This window comes from Pseudoalteromonas shioyasakiensis (assembly GCF_019134595.1).
Taxonomy (GTDB): Bacteria; Pseudomonadota; Gammaproteobacteria; order Enterobacterales; family Alteromonadaceae; genus Pseudoalteromonas; species Pseudoalteromonas shioyasakiensis_A.
In genome coordinates, this window is the sequence record NZ_CP077770.1 from 603607 (window position 1) to 620989 (window position 17383).

Below are 17383 nucleotides of genomic sequence, written 5' to 3' on the forward strand. Positions count from 1 at the left end.
GGCAAGGCTTTTATGGGGATGTTTAATTACAGCTCAAAGTTGTAGCTAAACTTCATACCGATAGTACGAGGCGCTGTGGTGTAGTGACCATAAACACGCTGTAGCTCAGGTAGCTCTTTATTAAGCTCAGCATATTGCGACATACCAGCCCAAGACTTATCACGACGTACAGAAGTGAATGCGTACTTATCGAATAAGTTGTCTACGTAAAGCGTTGCAGACCACATATCACCAGTAATTTTGGCAGATAAGTTACTTAGTGCATAACCAGGTAATACTTCGCCGTCTGCTTTTAAGCCTACTTTGGTGATCACATCGCTTTGCGCTGTGATACCGTAGTTAACGCTTAATAGTTTATCGCCTAGGATATCTTGCTCGTAACGAAGACCAAATGAGAATTGATGCTCAGGAGCGCCCGGTAAACGGTCGCCTTTAGCACCATCATAATAGCTTTGGTACTGCGCTAAGTCATCGCCTAACACGCCAAATAAGTAAGGCGCATCTTCGGTCAATTCAGCCTTTGCATAAGCGTATGTCGCATATGCAGCCCAATTATCACCAATCATAGCGCGAGTAGAAAGCTCAACACCTTTAGAATTAGCAGAGCCTGCGTTCGAGGTAATTAACTCTTGGCCATTTACAGTGCTGCTACCCACTTGCGCATCTTTCCAATCAACATTAAATAGTGCCGCATTGAAATGTAGGCGGTTACGTAACCATGATGACTTAAAGCCTAGCTCGTAGTTGACTGTTGTATCTGGTTTGTAATCTTCTTCGTTTGGCAGGGCACAAACTATTTGTTGCTCAGGTAATACATCAGGGCAAGGAGCAATACCGTTACCACCACCAATACGGAAGCCTTCACTCACAGTAAAGTAAGCAAGTACACCATTATCGAATGTATAGTTAGCATTAAACTTGAATAAGTTACCGTTATCGCTGGCACTTACATTTTCCATAGCTAGATTATCGAGTGAATCAAAATCCCCAGAATAAAGTGGTGTAGCAGAACCTGATGTTGTAGAAACATCGTATTCGTAAAAACGTGCACCTAGAGTTACATCAAGCTGCTCTGTGATGCTGTAGCCGATTTCACCAAAAATTGCTTTTTCAGTGGTTTCACTATCTGAAATTAGAATGTACTCAAGATCTTGTTCAACATTAGGAATACCGCCACCCCAGTACTCAGTCAGACCCGGCGTGTACTCACGGTCATCTGAGTAGCTTTCTACTTTGTTGTAGAAGCCGCCTACAATCCAGTTAAAAGCACTATTACTATTTGATACTAAACGGAGTTCTTGCGTAAAGGTATCGCGATCTGAGGTATCATGCGTGTAGCCAACAAAAGAAGGGAAGTCGGCATAACCTGACCAAATATCGTAAAGTAGATCAGTTTGATCGCGCTGTCCAGATTGCTCATAGCTAGACCAACCAGATGCAGATACCAGCTCAGCAAAACCAAGATCTGCTTTTACTTCTAAGCTTAATAAATCGTTTTCTTCTTCACCAGGCTCAAGTACACGAGCTACGTTTTCGTATTTTCCAGGGATCCCTTGTAGCGCACTGCTATCAGCAAGAGAGCCGTATTGCGATGTCGAGTTACCGCCATTTTCTTGCTTTTGATAGAAGTAGTTAAGCGTTGCATCAACATCTTCGGTTGCAAGCCAGCGAAGTGATAAACGTGCTGTGGTGATTTGCTCATCGTTAACATCGCTTACGCTTTTTAAGTTGGCATTTACATCGCTGCTGTCTGAAAAGTCAGGGTTTGGGTTTGATACACCTGGCTCTTGAACCACGTGCGTGTAGTCAATGTAACCAGGGTTATCGTAATAATTTAAGCTAGCACGAAGCGCTAGTTTTTCTTCAATTAGCGGCGTATTGAATACCACACCAAACTCACCGCCAGTGCCGTCACTTTCGTTAATGCTAAATACATCGCCTGTAACCTTACCTTCGGTGATATCAAGCTCAGGTTGCTTTAGTAAGTAACGAATTGCACCACCTAAAGTACCTGCACCATACAGTGTACCTTGTGGGCCAATTAGCACTTCAACACGGTCAACATCAGTTAAACGTAAGTCGATGCTCAGTGGAATTTCACCAACATAGGTTGCCACTGTGCCACTATCAGAAATACGGTCAGAGGTATTTGTATTCAAACCACGAACGATAATCGGAGAACCTTCACGACCACCTTGATCAGAAATTGTTAAGCCAGGTACCCAGCGTGCGACATCTTCTAAATCGCCAATGTTTTGGTCGCTAATTACATCGCCATTGAGCGCTGTGATATTAAGCGGTGCATCTTGCACAGAGCCTGCACGTCGTGTTGCAGTAATTTGAATAGTTTCAATTGATTTATCAACTTCGATAGCATCTTCTGCAGCAAACGCCATATTGCTATTGATTAAAACTGCAGAAATTGCACTTGCAAGTAGAGCAGGCTTAAAAGTGTTCATGATTGATTCCGACTTAGTTACAGTAAATTTATGCTTAAAAAATAGACATTACTAGTGATTTAAGCTTAAAACTTGATGATTTAGTGAATTTATATCTAATTATAATGTATTTTTATTCTTATCGTCCATGCGTTATTTGCAATTAAATGCAAAATAATTGAATAAATACTCTGTAAGGGGTTAGCTATCGGAATAAGGGCAATCAGTACAGCCATTACTACAGCAATGGCCGCGTTTTAAAAAGAACCAGCGGCTAAATACCATGTAGTTGTTTTGCATGGTGTAATCGAGATTTTCTATTAAATTACCTTGAGTAAAATAAGGCTTAGCAAAGGCAAGCTGCTGTTCAAGAGGTTGCTGGTAAAGTTTAGATAAAAATGAATTTATCTTTTTTATAGTACAGTCTCGGCATAAACATTCTGTTGCTGCCTCATCGAGTGGTAAAATGTTGGGCAGCTCACTACACCAACAGGCATTAATATTGTCGGCTTGGCAGTTAAGCGTTGCTTTGCATTGTGAGCAAGTAAGGGTTGTCATTAAGTAAAAAGATGCTTTGAGATTGAAAAGGTAAGCATAGCAAATGGATAAATTAGACGCATTAGATGAGTTTGCCCGTTTTGGTGATAACCGATTTGAGGCAATCTCAGTAATTACCAGTACTCCAGACACACAAGGAGATGTGTATATTCTAACGCAAGATGTTTTCTGTCAGGTTTTACAGTGTGTTATAGACGGCGAAATAGATATCGATGAATTAGAACTTTGGGCAAATGTAGTTGAGTCTCGCCAAGACATCGACGAAAGTGCCGTTGAAGGGGCTATTTATGCGCTAAGTAATAACGAGCAGATGGGTGGGTTGAGTACAAGTACGCTAAAGAAGTTATTAGCAGTGACTTTAGGCTGAAAGAATTTTATACCTTTCAGCCTAAGGCATTTACTGCTTGCTATTTATGATAGCTTAAGCAGGTTTCCACTTCGTTTTTCGAACCTAAGATCACCGCCACACGTTGGTGAATTGCGTCAGGTTGAATGTCCATGATGCGCTCAGTGCCTGTAGAAGCTATGCCGCCAGCTTGTTCGATTAACATTGCCATTGGGTTTGCTTCGTATAATAAACGTAATTTGTTAGGTTTATTTGGATCTTTCGTGTCGGTTGGGTAAGTGAAGATACCACCACGGCATAATACACGGTGCACATCACCTACCATTGCCGCAATCCAGCGCATGTTGAAGTTACGGCCACGAGGGCCTGTATCACCAGCAATTAGGTCATTGATGTAATTTTGCATTACCGGTTGCCAATGACGTTGGTTTGAAGCATTGATTGCAAATTCGCTAGTCTCTTCAGGCACGCTCGCAAAATCTTGCGTTAATAAGAAGGTACCGTGTGTTTTATCTAAGGTGAAAAAGCGTGTGCCTTTGCCTGTTGTTAACGCCAGCACGGTAGATGGGCCATATAATACATAACCCGCTGCAACTTGGTTTTTACCCGGTTGCATAAAAATACTAGGATCAGCCGGATCTGAACCTTCAGGCGCCGCCATAATTGAGAAAATCGTACCAACGAGTGAGTTGATATCAGTATTTGATGAGCCATCAAGTGGGTCGAATGCAACAATGTAGTTGGCATCTGGATTACCCGCAACGGTGAAGTCTTCTTCTTCAGAGGCAATGGCTTTTACGTAGCCCGATTCTAATAAAATATCTTTTAAAAGTTGGTTAGTTAGAACGTCGAGTTTTTTCTGTGTTTCACCCTGAATGTTTTCGTCTAGGGTTGAGCCTAATACGCCAGATAGGGCGCCTTGACCAACACGAAATGAAATTTCTTTACATGCCGCAAGTACCGTTCTGATCAATGAGATCAGTTCACGAGGGCAACCATCTTCTAACAATACCGGTGGGAGTCTACGCATTCTATTTTCCTGATAACGTTGTAGCCAGACATTTTTAGTGTGAGAGAGAATGTCTTAGCAAGCGCTGAATTTCGTCTTAAATAGCTGATTTTTCTTGGCGGTACTTTATACTGCTTAATACCTATACAGTATTTAAAACGCGAATAACAAAGATAAGATTATGCAAAAAATACCATTACTACGATATCTGCTCTTAGCTGTGCTACTTACTATGATAACTCAAGCACACGCAGCAATTAAGTCTATAAATGATTTTACTGAAAAAATGACACATTTTTCAGGCTATTTTTCATTTTACTACGATACAGAAAACGGCAAATTGTATCTTGAGGTGGATAAACTCGAGCAACAATTTTTATTACAACAAAGCCTACCTTACGGTGTTGGTTCAAATGATATTGGCTTAGATCGTGGTCAGTTAGGTGACACACATTTAGTTCAATTTGAGCGTTTTGGCGATAAGGTGATGCTAAGAGCTATTAATACTTATTACCGTGCTAATACTAATAACCTTGCGGAACAACAAAGTATTAAAGAGGCGTTCGCATCAAGTATTTTAGCGGGCTTCAGTGTTGTAGCTCAGTCAGACACTGCTGTACTTGTGGATTACACCCCTTATTTATTAAGCGATGTTCATGGTGTAAGCCGTCGTTTATCGGCAACCGGGCAGGGAAGTTTTAACTTAGATAGCAACCGCAGTGCAGTTTATTTAGCACGCTCAAAAGCGTTTGAAAAAAATACTGAATTAGAAGCCGTGCTTACTTTTCAAGGTAATAACCCGGGTAAGTATGTTCGCCAAGTGAGCGCAGACCCTTACGCGTTAACAGTACATATGCATCACTCATTAATTGAGTTACCGGACGATAACTACACCCCTCGCAAATTCCACCCTCAAGCAGGTTTTTGGAGCATTGAGCACAAAGATTATGCGGCAGCGCTGGGTGAGTCTATGTATGTGCGTTACATCCCGCGTCATCGTTTAGCGAAAAAAGATCCGAGCCTGCCAATCAGCGAGCCCGTTGAGCCGATTGTTTATTACTTAGATCCGGGCGTACCAGAGCCAGTTAAAACAGCGTTACTTGATGGAGCTAAATGGTGGAATGATGCCTTTAATGCAGCAGGTTATAAGAACGCATTTATTGTTAAAGTGCTCCCAGATGATGCCGACCCTATGGATATTCGCTACAACGTAATTCAATGGGTGCACCGTGCAACCCGTGGTTGGTCGTATGGCAGCTCAGTGATTGACCCTCGAACAGGCGAAATCATCAAAGGTCATGTGACACTGGGTTCACTGCGTGTTCGTCAAGACATCCTAATTGCAGAAGCATTAGCAGCCCCATATTTTGAGGGCAATGAAGTGGCTAAGCGTTTACAAGCCATGGCACTTGATCGTATTCGTCAATTAAGTGCCCATGAAGTCGGGCATACTTTAGGTATTTCGCATAACTTTGCAGCGTCAGTGGCAGACAGAGCCTCTGTGATGGATTACCCACACCCACTACTGAGCTTTAATGAGCAAGGTAAATTAGATGTAAGTCGTGGCTATGCTGCTGGCATGGGCGTGTGGGATACCCAAGTGGTCAAATACGGTTATAGCGACTTCACCAATCAAGATGAAGCACAGCAATTGGCCGCAATTTTAGCTGAGAACAAAAGCAAAGGGCTGGAATTTATTTCAGACAGTGATGCCCGTGCTCAAGGTGGTGCTCACCCAACAGGGCATTTATGGGATAACGGCAGTTCACCAAGTGATGAGCTAATGCGTGTACTTGATGTTCGTAAACAAGCACTGACGAGCTTTGGTATCGAAAACATCAAAACAGGCACTGCTTTATCGCAATTAGAAGAAATGCTGGTGCCACTTTATTTATTCCATCGCTATCAAGTAGAGGCTGCGGTTAAACTAATTGCTGGTGTGAATTACGAATATGAAGTTCGTGATGGCTCACAACCAAAAGGGGCGCAGGTTGTGGCAAAGCAAACACAACAAGCTGCAGTGGATGCCTTACTTGCGACATTAAAAGCTGAGAACCTTGTTTTGCCTGAGTCAGTATTAGCGCTTATTCCACCAAAAGCGTATGGTGAATCTAAATCACGCGAAAGTATTGTTGGTCGCACAGGGCTAACGCTTGATGCGATGGCACTGCCTGAGGTTGCTGCAGCACATAGCTTGAGCTTACTTTTTAATAGCCAACGCATTAACCGTTTAGCGCAGCAGCAAGCACGAAGCGATGCATTTTATGGTTTAGATACGCTATTAGCACAAACTTATCAGCAAGTTTTTGAGCAAAAAATTGCCTCAGGGATGGCGGGTAAAATTAGCCAACGTGTGCAGCTTTTAACAGCAAAACAGTTTGCTGACTTAGTAGCAAGCAATGAGGTGGCACCCGAAGTACAAGCACAGCTTCGTTACTACTTAGCTAAACTTGCAAAGAGTTACCAGCAAGAATCAATGCTAGGCAGTGCATCCGTTGGCAACAGTGCATTTAAGCAATATTTAAGCGAGCAAATCAGCCTCTTTTTAGAAAGCGGTGAATGGCCTGCAAACTTTAAAGTGTTGCCAATGCCACCGGGTTCGCCAATTTAATCCATTTTTACTTCAAAGCGCCTAGCATAGCTAGGCGTTTTACTTGCATAAAATTGGATATTTGCTAATCTAGCGGCCTTCCTTTTTTGTCTTTTTGAGGTGTATATGGCGTTCTTTTCTCGCTCGTTGTTAGCAGCGGCCATTACATTCTCTAGCTTTTCCAGTTACGCAACCCTAGAAAAAAAACAATGCGATGTAGAGCTAAGCCATGGCTTAATCATCACCGATGATGTCATTCGTATTGTTGATAAAGGTCAAACCCGCGTACAGATCAACAACGATAACCAATTGTTTATACGAGGTTACTGGGTTGATTTAAGCCCAGATGAAAGCAAAGTTGTGGAGCAGTTCAGCCGCGGTATCAGGCAAACAGTCCCTGAACTTGTTGACTTGGCGACCGATGGTGTAAACCTTGGCTTAAGTGCCATCGAGCAAGTTGTTGAGGGCATGTCAGACAAAGAGCCTGAAGTGCTAAAAACTCAGCTGCAATATGTTGAGCGTGCGCTGATGGATAAATTTAAGCGTGGTGATGACTTTTTCTTTATTGCCCCGCAGTCGCTGTCGAAAATTGATGACTTTTTTACCAAAGAAATCAGCCAAAAGATTCACTCTGCAGTCCATGGTTCACTTGGCGCTATTTTAGTCTCGCTAGGCGATGCTTTTAAATCGCGCGAAGGTAACATCGAAGACCGTATCAATGATATGGGGCAGCGTATGGATATTATCTCAACTGAAATTGACAAATCACTGCAAAAGAAAGCTGAGCAGTTAGAGATGAAAGCGTCTGAGTACTGTGAGTGTTTGAACTCATTAGATGTCACTGAATCGCGCTTACAACAAATGGTGCCTGGTATGGCCGATTTTGACTTGGTACAAATAAAGTCTTAATGCGAATTTAAAACGAAAAAGCCCAGCAGTTGCTGGGCTTTCTCGTTTTTACTGGCTGAATTAACTGAATTTAGCGGTTTCAGTTTCTAAATTGCTAGTAAGACCTTTGATCAAATCGGTCGCTGTATGGGCCTGATTTGATACATCAGCCGTTTGTGAAGCCGTGTCTGAGATAGTTACGATGCGTTTAGCTGTGTCTTCACCGGCATCAAGTTGCTCTTTTGCAGCGATGGCTATCTGGTGGCTCATTTGCGCGATTGCACTCAGTGAACTGGCAACGCGTTTTAGTTCTTCATTGGCTCTAGTCGACTTTTCAACGGTTTGTTCACTGGTACTAATGCTAAGCGAAACAGATGACTTGGCATCTTGGGTTGCAGCTTGCAGCTTGCCAATCATATTGCGGATTTCTTCAGTACTAGTTTGCGTGCGCTGAGCAAGCCCTCGGACTTCATCAGCAACCACCGCAAAGCCTCGTCCTTGTTCACCTGCACGGGCAGCTTCTATTGCAGCATTAAGCGCAAGTAAGTTAGTTTGCTCGGCAATACCTTGAATAACACTCAGCACATTTGCGATGTTATTTACCTCATCATCAAGTACTTGAATGTTATTACCAGCGCTGTCAATTTGCTGCTCTAAAAGCGCAATGGTATCAGCTGCCTCACTGGTTAAGTGGCTGGCACTTTGGCCTTGTTGTTCAGCTTCTTGCACTGAATAAGCTGCTTGTTCAGCATGTTCCACAACGGTTTGTGCTGAGGCTGTTAACTCAGTAATAGCTGAAGCAACCATTTGGGTTTCTTCGTTTAGGCTACGAGTCAGTTTGTCGAGCTCAACAGAGCGTGATTCGTTATCAACACTTTGATTTTTTAAGCTATCTGTAACGCCTTTAATACCACCGACAACGCCACGTAAACCTTGCTGCATGTAATGCATGGCAGCAATAATGCTCTCAGGTGGGGCATCTTGGCGAATATGTGAGTTTAAGTTGCCACGAGAGACGTTTTTTACAATACCGATTACTTCATCAATTTCGCCGCCTAAGGCATTGGTAAGCGATGAACCAAAACGAGCAATGGCAAAGGTCAGTGCAATGGCAATAAGCATTGATAAGCCCAGCAACCACTTTGCGGTATTCCAATAACGTTCATCAACTTCTTTAGCGCTAATACCAGTACCAACATACCAGCCAAACAGCGGTGTTTTTTGTACTACAGAGGTTAAATCAACGGTTTCACCATCTCGCACTGAATCCCAGTGATAGGTGATGATTTTATTGGTAGTGTTACCCACGAGATTTTCGACCATACGGCCGATACTGTTGCCGCTGGCATCTTTAAAATCGTTAAAGCTGGTGCCGTGTAGTTCTGGGTCGTGCGGTGTGGCGACAAAATCTAAGTTGTTGTCGACGACGTAGACATATTCTGAGTCGTGGTATTTATTTTCACGAAGCACCTGAATAGCGAGTTTCTTTGCTTGTGCTTCTTCGAGTTGATTGTTTTTAACCATCAACTCAAATTGCTCAACAATATTGGTGGTGCTCTTCATGAGCTGGTTGATACGCGCGATGTTGTCGCTTTCGCTGGCATGGCGTAAAGATTGTAAGCCAAGTAACGCTATCGCAGATAACGCAATAAACATAGCGATAGCAAATAAGGTGATTTTTGTTTTTAAAGCTAGTCCTGATAACACAGTCAGCCTCCTTTATTATTTCCCCTGTTAACTTTTACCACGTTTGTCTGGTTTTATTAAGGAAAAATGACAGCGTTATCATGACTTTTGCTCAAGTACCTATTTAGAGCTTCAGTTCGGCTTCTGTAAGGGCTCTATATTCACCGCTTGCAAGGCTTTCATCAAGTGTGATGTCAGCTATTTTTTCACGATGTAATTCAACAACTTTATTACCTACAGCGGCAAGCATTCGCTTAACTTGATGGTATTTACCTTCACAAATTGAAAGGCGTAAGCTGTAGCTTGCAAGTTTTTCAACAATCGCAGGGCGAGTTAGCTCTTTTTCGTTGTGCAATTGCACCCCTTGCTCTAACGCTGCAATCGCTTCATCATCAATAGGTTCTTGAGTTTCAACTAAATACGTTTTGAATTTGTTGTGCTTTGGTGCTGTAATTTTATGTGACCAGTCGCCATCATTGGTGATGATCACTAACCCTGTGGTATCGATATCTAAGCGACCTGCAACATGAAAGTCGCTCATGTTTGGCTCATCAAGTAAATCGAATACAGTCGGGTGAAGGTCATCTTTGTTGGCACATACATAGCCTGCTGGCTTATGTAGCATGAAGTAACGCTTACCTAGAAATACCAGAGGCTCACCTTGCCAGCGAATATCATCATCTTGTGTTACAGACAAATCGAATGAGGTAATCACCTCACCATTAACAGTGGCGTATTTGCGTTTAATACCAGCTCTGGTCTTACTGCGCGGTAACTCAGCAATATGGCTAATAAATTTATCTAAACGGCATGGAAATTTCATTGGGATCACATTTTTAGTCGGCTACAATGGCGGCGAGTATAGCGGATACTAGTTACCTATGACAGTACAGCAAGGACAAATATTACAGCATTACCAAGCGCAAATAGCCAAAGGTGATTTGCAAGAAGACCGTGCCCAGCGCACAGCGATAAATGCTCTTGATAATCTAGCCACAGAACTGGCTGCACCAAGCCATTGGTGGCACAGCGCTAAGCCAATAAAAGGGGTTTATTTATATGGCCCAGTAGGGCGTGGTAAATCCATGTTAATGGACGTGTTTTTCAAGCTTGTTAACATTGAAGCTAAGCAGCGTTTGCACTTTCACCATTTTATGAAGCAAGTGCATGAGCGCTTAACTCAGTTGCAAGGGCAGAAAAATCCGCTAACGGTGATTGCTAAAGAGTGGGCAGAGCACATTCGCTTGATTTGTTTTGATGAGTTTTTTGTGTCTGATATTGGCGATGCCATGATCTTGGGTGGCTTATTCAAAGCCCTGTTTGAGCAGCAAGTAGTGTTAGTCGCAACGTCGAACTGCCAACCAGAGCAGTTATATCGCAATGGTTTACAGCGAGCACGATTTTTACCCACTATCGACTTATTAAATGGGCATTGCCATGTTTTAAGTGTTGAAGGCGACACCGATCATCGCTTTCGTTTTGGCAAACAAACCGAACATTATTTTATTGATAACAAAGAGGCGCTAACAGAGCGCTTTTTGCAGCAAGAGCAAGCAGTACAAAGGCAAACAACGATAGAGGTTTGCCACCGCGAGCTTAGCTGTTTAATGCAAGCTCAAGACGCTATTATGTTTGATTTTATGACGCTTTGCTCAGGACCTAGAAGCACCGCGGATTATATTTATTTAGCAGAGCGCTTTCAGCGGGTGTATTTACTCAATGTGCCGGTGATGGGGCGAGGAGCAACAGGCAAACAAATTGTGCACGGCATTGAAGATAGTTATCAGCGAGAAAAGCAGGACTTACAAGAACATTTTTTAGATGATGAAGCACGGCGCTTTATTGCTTTGGTTGATGAGTTTTATGATCGCAACCGATTACTGGTGATTTCGGCCGAGCTGGGTATAAGCGATTTATATCAAGGACAAAAACTGGCCTTTGAATATGCACGTACTGAGTCTCGATTAGTCGAGATGCAAAGCTGGAAAAGATAAAAGGCGCAATAAACATGCGCCTTTGTTGTCAGCCTAGCTGGGGATCTTCATATGAAACAGTTAAAAGCTATATTGAGCACCTACATATACGTAGCGACCAGCACCACCGCCGTATGCGCTGTAGTAGTTACCACGGCCATATGGATAAAAGTCACCTTTATTATCAAACACGTTATTCACACCACCGAATACGCGCAATTGGCTCTGCTCACCAAGTGACATGGTGTAAGACGCGGAAAGGCTGTGTTTTAAGAACGAGCCATAATCTTGGTAGGCAAGTTTTTCTGGATTACTTATACAAGTATCTGCACCAGCTTCACAGCGGGCATCGTTTTCGGCAATATACTCTTGATAGTCTTCTTCAAGACTCTGGCTTGCTTTAAACGAGCCTAAGTAATTTGTGCGCCAGCGAATACGCAAGTTATCGTTACGCCATGTAAGCGACATTGAGGCTTTATCTTTGCTGCTGCCGTAACCTGCGTAGTGACTGGTTACTAAACTCCCATCAAGGCCTTCATAAGTTTGCGAGTTTTCGATTACATGGTTGTAATCTAGCTTAAATGACAACTGACCTAGGTTATCTAAGTCTAATTTGTACTGTGCAACCACATCATAGCCACGAGCAGTTAGCTCATCGAGGTTATATTGACGCTGAAGAATTTTGATAATGTTACCTTCGCTATTACGGGTAATGTCATTACAAAATACGTTGTCTTCACCCCATGCTGCTTCTGAGTCATAACATTCACGCATGATGTTTTCATTGCTGATCTGCGAAATCGCATCAACAATAGCAATATCGTAGTAATCAACGGCAAGATTAAAGTTTTCTAAAAAGGCAGGAGCCACTGTCACACCAAAGGTATAAGTATCAGCGGTTTCTTCTTTTAGATTTTCGTTACCTGCCCCTGGAGAGTAACTGTTGTTCTCATCGCTAAATTCAAAGTCTGGATCAGCAGCAAGTTGTGCAGCTAAAGTAGGCTCTTTGCGGCAGTTATCGTGACCTGGTTTAGTTGATGTTGCCGTTAAACCGTCACAAATATCATCATAGCTGTCGTAATCGCCACGTGCTGGTGACATAAGCTCGGTGATCGTTGGCGCACGTTGAGCTCGGGCGTAGTTCGCTCTAAATGCATAGCCTTCAACTGGCTCCCAAAATATACCTAGTTTGTAGCTGGCAACAGTATTGACGTTTTCCATGCTGTAGTTAGCTAAACGTAATGAAGTTTCTGCACTTAAATTTTTTGCTAAAGGAGCATCTTTTAAAAGTGGGATCGCAAGCTCTGCAAAGGCTTCATAGACCTCAACTTCACCATAAAAATTTGGTACATAGTTGAAGGTAATACCGCCTGCTTTCATGTCGTCGCTGGTTGACAGGTCTTGGCTATCTTTACGGTATTCGCCACCAAATACAGCAGATACAGATCCTGCTGGTAATTCAAATAAATCACCTGCTACGTAGCCGACCACGCCGTATTGTTTTATTTCGGTATCAATAATTGGATTAGTGCGGATCCAAGCTGCCATCTCTTCGGTGATAGAGCCTTCACCAAATAAGTTAATTGGTACACATCCTTCAGCGCGAGCAGCTTCATCAATACATTGAATGGTGCCATCTGCTAATTCTTCTGCTTGCAAAGCTTGATTAAGTTTTACGGTATTTAATTCATTGCTACGAATTTGGTGTTGAGTAAAACGACCATAACTTGCAGATAGATCCCAGTCCCACTCGTCGTTAAATAATGTGCCTTGAAGACCTGCCCAACTACGAATGGTTTTACGGGTATTATCAGTGCTGATATTACCCACTTCACTGAAGCGGCGATCCCAATAAATACGATCTTTATATGGGTTGGCATCGAGGATTTCTTGCGGAACATATGGGTTGTCGATTGGGATGTAACCTGGTGCTACATCTGCAAGGGGCTCGCCCGTAGTAGGGTCGTAACGCGGTACATACGCACCTTCGTATTCATCTTCAGGCGATTTATTGTTAAAAGAGCCACTTTCACTGTATTGAACTTGCGCGTAAAACATTACATCGTCAGTTAAGTCGTAATCAATTTTAACTGCAGCAGATACGTTATCGCTTGGTACATCAAGCATCACGTATTGATTTGAATTCACACCGTAAATTTCTTCGTTGCCTTTCCAGTCATCACGTAGAGTTTGACCGTCATACCAAAATTGTGTGTCGTTGTTTTTATTTTCTAAGAATACACCGCCCGGAATACCATCACTTTTGCTAACCCAATCAGCTTGCGTGATGTCACGCATACATTGATCGCCATTTGCTGTTTGCATTACATTACACATGCGATCTGGATCGTAATCATAACTATCTTCAATTTGTGCGCGTTTACGATCGTAAAAAGTCATGCCGAAATCACGGTCCCAGTTGGCACTGAAATAGGCGTAACCGCGATCTTCAGCAAACGAGGTACCGTAGTTTAAATCAAGGGTAAATTCTTTACCGCCGCCATCGGTGGTTTCACCAGTGTTCGCCTTAAAATCAAAGCCTTCTTTTTTTGATTGGGTGATAATATTCACCACACCGGCTACGGCATCGGCACCATAGGTTGCAGATGCACCGCCACTGATTATTTCCACGCGCTCAACCATACCGCTAGGAATGGTATTTAAACTGACATAGTTGCCACTGTAGCTGTTTGAAACAACACGACGACCATCAATCAGTGTCAGGGTACGGTTAGCGCCTAAATCTCTAAGTTGAACCGTTGATAAACCGGTCGCTGAAACACTTGATTGGCTGGTGGTATTACCTATGCTCTCACTAAGAGCAGGCATGTTATCAACCAAAATATCTGATAAGTTGGTTAAACCTGTATCGGCAATGGCTTCGCGGTCCATTGTGACCAGTGGTGTTGGAATTGAAAAGCTATCGCGTTTAATACGTGAACCCGTAACAACGATTTTTTCAGGCTCTTCAGTTTGTTCATTAGCTGCTGGAGTGGTGTTGGCAGGGCGGGCAATCTCAGCCTCATTGGCAAATGCATGTTGGCTAAAACCACTGGCAACAGCAAGTGCAATAGCACAAGGTTTGGTTAGTAGATTTCTCACAGGCGTTCCTAGTTGTTTTATTTTTAGTTTTTAGAACCAGAGTGATGCTCTTTTTAAGGGCAGTTAAAATTTACAGTGAGCAACACTCTGGTTGGTCGGTATTGACATAAAAATTTTTATAGAAATGTGAACCTAACTACAATCTTAGGTGGCTCGTTTATGTCTCTATTTTATATCTATTGAATATCTATTTATTTAAAATCAGTGGTTTAAGAAATGTTCATTGTTAACTGTTTTGCAACGTTAAAGCTGGTGAAAGGGCTGCTTTTACGATAAATTGATAGGGCTTTATACTGCTGTACTTCTAAAATGGGGTTTTATTTAGAGTAAATGGAAACATCTAATCGCGTTTATCAGCTGGGCTCATGTATTGTTAACCCACTCGAAAATAAACTGATCTGCAATGGTAGTGAACAGCTTTTGCAGCCTAAGTTTATTGAGTTGTTAGCTTGCTTAGTGGCGCGTTACCCCGAACCCATCACCCGTGAAGAGCTCATTAATCATGTATGGGAAGGCAATTTTTACGTGGGTGAAAAAGCCTTAACAAATGCTATTTGGCATCTGCGAAAAGCATTTAAGGAACTCGACCCAGAACAAACTTACATAGAGACACTACGTAAAACGGGTTATCGCGTTTTATTAAAGCCTGAGCCAATAGATACAGCCGATAAAGAGAACTCAGTGGGCTTTAATATCACAGCTGCACAAATACGCCAGCTGTTTGTGGCTTTGTGTGTCATTAGCTTGGTTGCGATGTATTGGTTGTTCTCTTCGCCTGCAAAGCAAACTAACTCAAGATTTGTGTTGCCGCTTAATAGCATCGAAAGCGTGACGGCAAGCCCTGGTCGTGAAATATATCCTTCAATTTCTGATGATCAGCACTATTTGGTGTATTCATGGCGACAGCTTGGTAAACCAAATAACCTATATTTACGTGATTTACATTTTCCTGAGCACCCAGCAAAGCAATTAACGGACTCACCGTTTACAGAAGGGCGCTCTGTGTTTAGCCCAGATGCAAACACATTATATTATTACCGTATGGTCTCTGATGTCTGTGAAATTGTAAAACTCTCTTTGGTAAATGCCACCAGTGTCGTGTTAGGGGAGTGCAGTAATAACTATGCGCCTGATCTTGATATCAGTAGTGATGGTAAAATCTTGGCCTACATTGCTGATCACACTAGCGAGTCTGGTGACTATGTCACTCGTATCAAACTGCTCGATTTACAGGCAAAACATACAAAAGAAACAGTTATTCCTTGTAATGATGACTGCGAAACTGTGTATGAGTCAGTGTCATTTTCGCCAGATGCACAGCGAATTGTGGTTACGCGTAATGTTAAAAACAACCAAAAAGCGCTGTTTTTAATAGATGTAAAAACAGGGCAAAGCCAACGGCTAACTCATGATTTTGTTGATATTCATGGTGTAGATTGGCATCCATCTAAAGAGCAATTGGCGTTTAGTGCAGTTGAGGGCGGTAAACGGTATGGCTACTTCTTTGACATTAAGAATCAAACCCTAATCAACACACAAATTGCGGGCATGAGTTCACCTAATTACAGTAGCGATGGCAGTGTTTATTACCATCAGTGGGATTTAGATAAGGTGATCACGCGTCTGAAAATAGACGAACAAGTGGCCAACTCGCCGTTTTCTATGTTGTCGACCAATTTTAGCTCGCTATTCCCTGAATATAATCAGCAGCAAAATAAACTGCTGTATGTGTCGAATGAATCAGGCAGTTCACAGCTTTGGATTGTTAACCCCGATAGCAGCTCGCGAAAGCAGCTTACTGACTTTGCTCATAACACGGGAGAAGTTCGTGATCCAACCTGGTCAGCCGATGGACGCTATATTTTGTTTTCATTGTATGACAATGGCAGCACCCGCTTATATATTTATGATTTCAAAGTAGAGCAAAGCCAGCAAATCAAACTGCCATTTAGTCATGCAATTAAACCCAAGTTCAGCGCTGATAGCCAGCATATTTTAGTGTCTGATGGTGACTACCTTTACCGTTATGACTTAACAGGTAAAAGCCTAGGTAAAGCTGTTGACGTGCCAGCGCAATATGGCGTTGGAACACCATCAGGGGATATTTTATTTACCAACTCGCGCCATGCTATTTGGATAAAACATCATGATACGGGTGTTGAAGAAATGCTGGTGAACGATGTTAAGTTGGCGCGCAGTTATGCATGGTTGCTGGTGGCAAAGAACGCGTATCATGAGGGGCGTATTTATTATTATAAAGAACGCTTAGGTGATTACCGTATTAGCTACTATGACTTAGCAACTAAGCAGCATCATGATTTAATTGCTTTACCGGAGCGAGCTTATAGTCGCTCATCGGGCTTGACCTACATACCCAATGAGCGTTGGCTAGTTTACACAGCGTACTTATCGCCTGAGATAGAAATCAAGCGCTTACCCGCAGCCTATTTACCAAAGTAGTTAACACTTACGGTAGATGTCAGCATCCATATCGTAAATATTAACGCTTAAGCTATACGAGCGGCGGCAGTATGTTCTTAAGCAACTTAGTAATTGCTCACTGAGCATTTGCTTTTGCTCTATGGTTCTGCCAGCCATGATTGATGCGCCGATGTGAATAAAGCCATCTTTGCCTTCACCTAATTCGTAATGCTGATAAGCAATTGCACGAGTCTTTATGGTCGAAAGCTCAAATAAGCCTGAGTCAAAAACGGCTTGGTGAACTTTTTCAACTAACACTTGTGGCAGAATTGGCAAGTCTTCTGAGTGTTCTATAACAATGTGCGGCATGGG

Annotated in this window: 12 protein-coding genes; 5 read left to right on the plus strand and 7 right to left on the minus strand. The window is 42.6% G+C overall.

Annotated elements, in window-relative coordinates; genetic code table 11:
- Positions 1 to 26 precede the first annotated feature (26 nt).
- Both KQP93_RS02905 and KQP93_RS02910 read right to left on the minus strand, forming a co-directional pair.
- On the minus strand, positions 27 to 2459 hold the full coding sequence (locus KQP93_RS02905; RefSeq protein WP_217875750.1) for a TonB-dependent receptor: 2433 nt from the start codon (positions 2457 to 2459) through the stop codon (positions 27 to 29).
- Between the two features lie 180 nt (positions 2460 to 2639).
- Complete coding sequence (locus tag KQP93_RS02910) at positions 2640 to 2996, minus strand: DUF5522 domain-containing protein (RefSeq protein WP_217875751.1); 357 nt, start codon at positions 2994 to 2996, stop codon at positions 2640 to 2642.
- A 43-nt stretch (positions 2997 to 3039) separates the two neighbouring features.
- Here KQP93_RS02910 and KQP93_RS02915 point away from each other — a divergent pair, with 43 nt between their 5' ends.
- Positions 3040 to 3363, plus strand: coding sequence for a hypothetical protein (locus KQP93_RS02915; protein ID WP_217875752.1), 324 nt, complete (start codon positions 3040 to 3042; stop codon positions 3361 to 3363).
- 40 nt (positions 3364 to 3403) lie between these two features.
- Here the strand turns inward: KQP93_RS02915 and KQP93_RS02920 are convergent, their stop codons facing one another.
- A complete protein-coding gene (locus KQP93_RS02920) occupies positions 3404 to 4372 on the minus strand; it encodes a class 1 fructose-bisphosphatase (protein WP_217875753.1) in 969 nt (322 codons plus the stop codon).
- A gap of 160 nt (positions 4373 to 4532) precedes the next feature.
- On the opposite strand from KQP93_RS02920, the gene KQP93_RS02925 reads away from it, so the two are divergent.
- Both KQP93_RS02925 and KQP93_RS02930 read left to right on the plus strand, forming a co-directional pair.
- A complete protein-coding gene (locus KQP93_RS02925) occupies positions 4533 to 6962 on the plus strand; it encodes a zinc-dependent metalloprotease (RefSeq protein ID WP_217875754.1) in 2430 nt (809 codons plus the stop codon).
- 105 nt (positions 6963 to 7067) lie between these two features.
- Positions 7068 to 7850: a YggN family protein gene (locus KQP93_RS02930; protein WP_058585861.1), complete on the plus strand. Its 783-nt coding sequence runs from the start codon at positions 7068 to 7070 to the stop codon at positions 7848 to 7850.
- A gap of 60 nt (positions 7851 to 7910) precedes the next feature.
- On the opposite strand, the gene KQP93_RS02935 is transcribed toward KQP93_RS02930, so the two are convergent.
- Both KQP93_RS02935 and rsuA read right to left on the minus strand, forming a co-directional pair.
- Positions 7911 to 9485, minus strand: coding sequence for a methyl-accepting chemotaxis protein (locus KQP93_RS02935; protein ID WP_217876733.1), 1575 nt, complete (start codon positions 9483 to 9485; stop codon positions 7911 to 7913).
- A 154-nt stretch (positions 9486 to 9639) separates the two neighbouring features.
- The gene (rsuA, locus tag KQP93_RS02940) at positions 9640 to 10338 is read right to left on the minus strand and encodes a 16S rRNA pseudouridine(516) synthase RsuA (protein ID WP_217875755.1); all 699 of its coding nucleotides are present in this window, start codon (positions 10336 to 10338) and stop codon (positions 9640 to 9642) included.
- A 58-nt stretch (positions 10339 to 10396) separates the two neighbouring features.
- Between rsuA and zapE the strand changes: the two genes are divergently transcribed.
- Complete coding sequence (gene zapE / locus KQP93_RS02945) at positions 10397 to 11509, plus strand: cell division protein ZapE (RefSeq protein WP_217875756.1); 1113 nt, start codon at positions 10397 to 10399, stop codon at positions 11507 to 11509.
- A 60-nt stretch (positions 11510 to 11569) separates the two neighbouring features.
- Here zapE and KQP93_RS02950 read toward each other — a convergent pair whose 3' ends face one another.
- Positions 11570 to 14590: a TonB-dependent receptor domain-containing protein gene (locus tag KQP93_RS02950; protein ID WP_217875757.1), complete on the minus strand. Its 3021-nt coding sequence runs from the start codon at positions 14588 to 14590 to the stop codon at positions 11570 to 11572.
- A gap of 330 nt (positions 14591 to 14920) precedes the next feature.
- Here KQP93_RS02950 and KQP93_RS02955 point away from each other — a divergent pair, with 330 nt between their 5' ends.
- Complete coding sequence (locus tag KQP93_RS02955) at positions 14921 to 17050, plus strand: winged helix-turn-helix domain-containing protein (protein WP_217875758.1); 2130 nt, start codon at positions 14921 to 14923, stop codon at positions 17048 to 17050.
- On the opposite strand, the gene KQP93_RS02960 is transcribed toward KQP93_RS02955, so the two are convergent.
- The gene (locus KQP93_RS02960) at positions 17051 to 17380 is read right to left on the minus strand and encodes a 5-carboxymethyl-2-hydroxymuconate Delta-isomerase (RefSeq protein WP_054560998.1); all 330 of its coding nucleotides are present in this window, start codon (positions 17378 to 17380) and stop codon (positions 17051 to 17053) included.
- Positions 17381 to 17383: the final 3 nt, after the last annotated feature.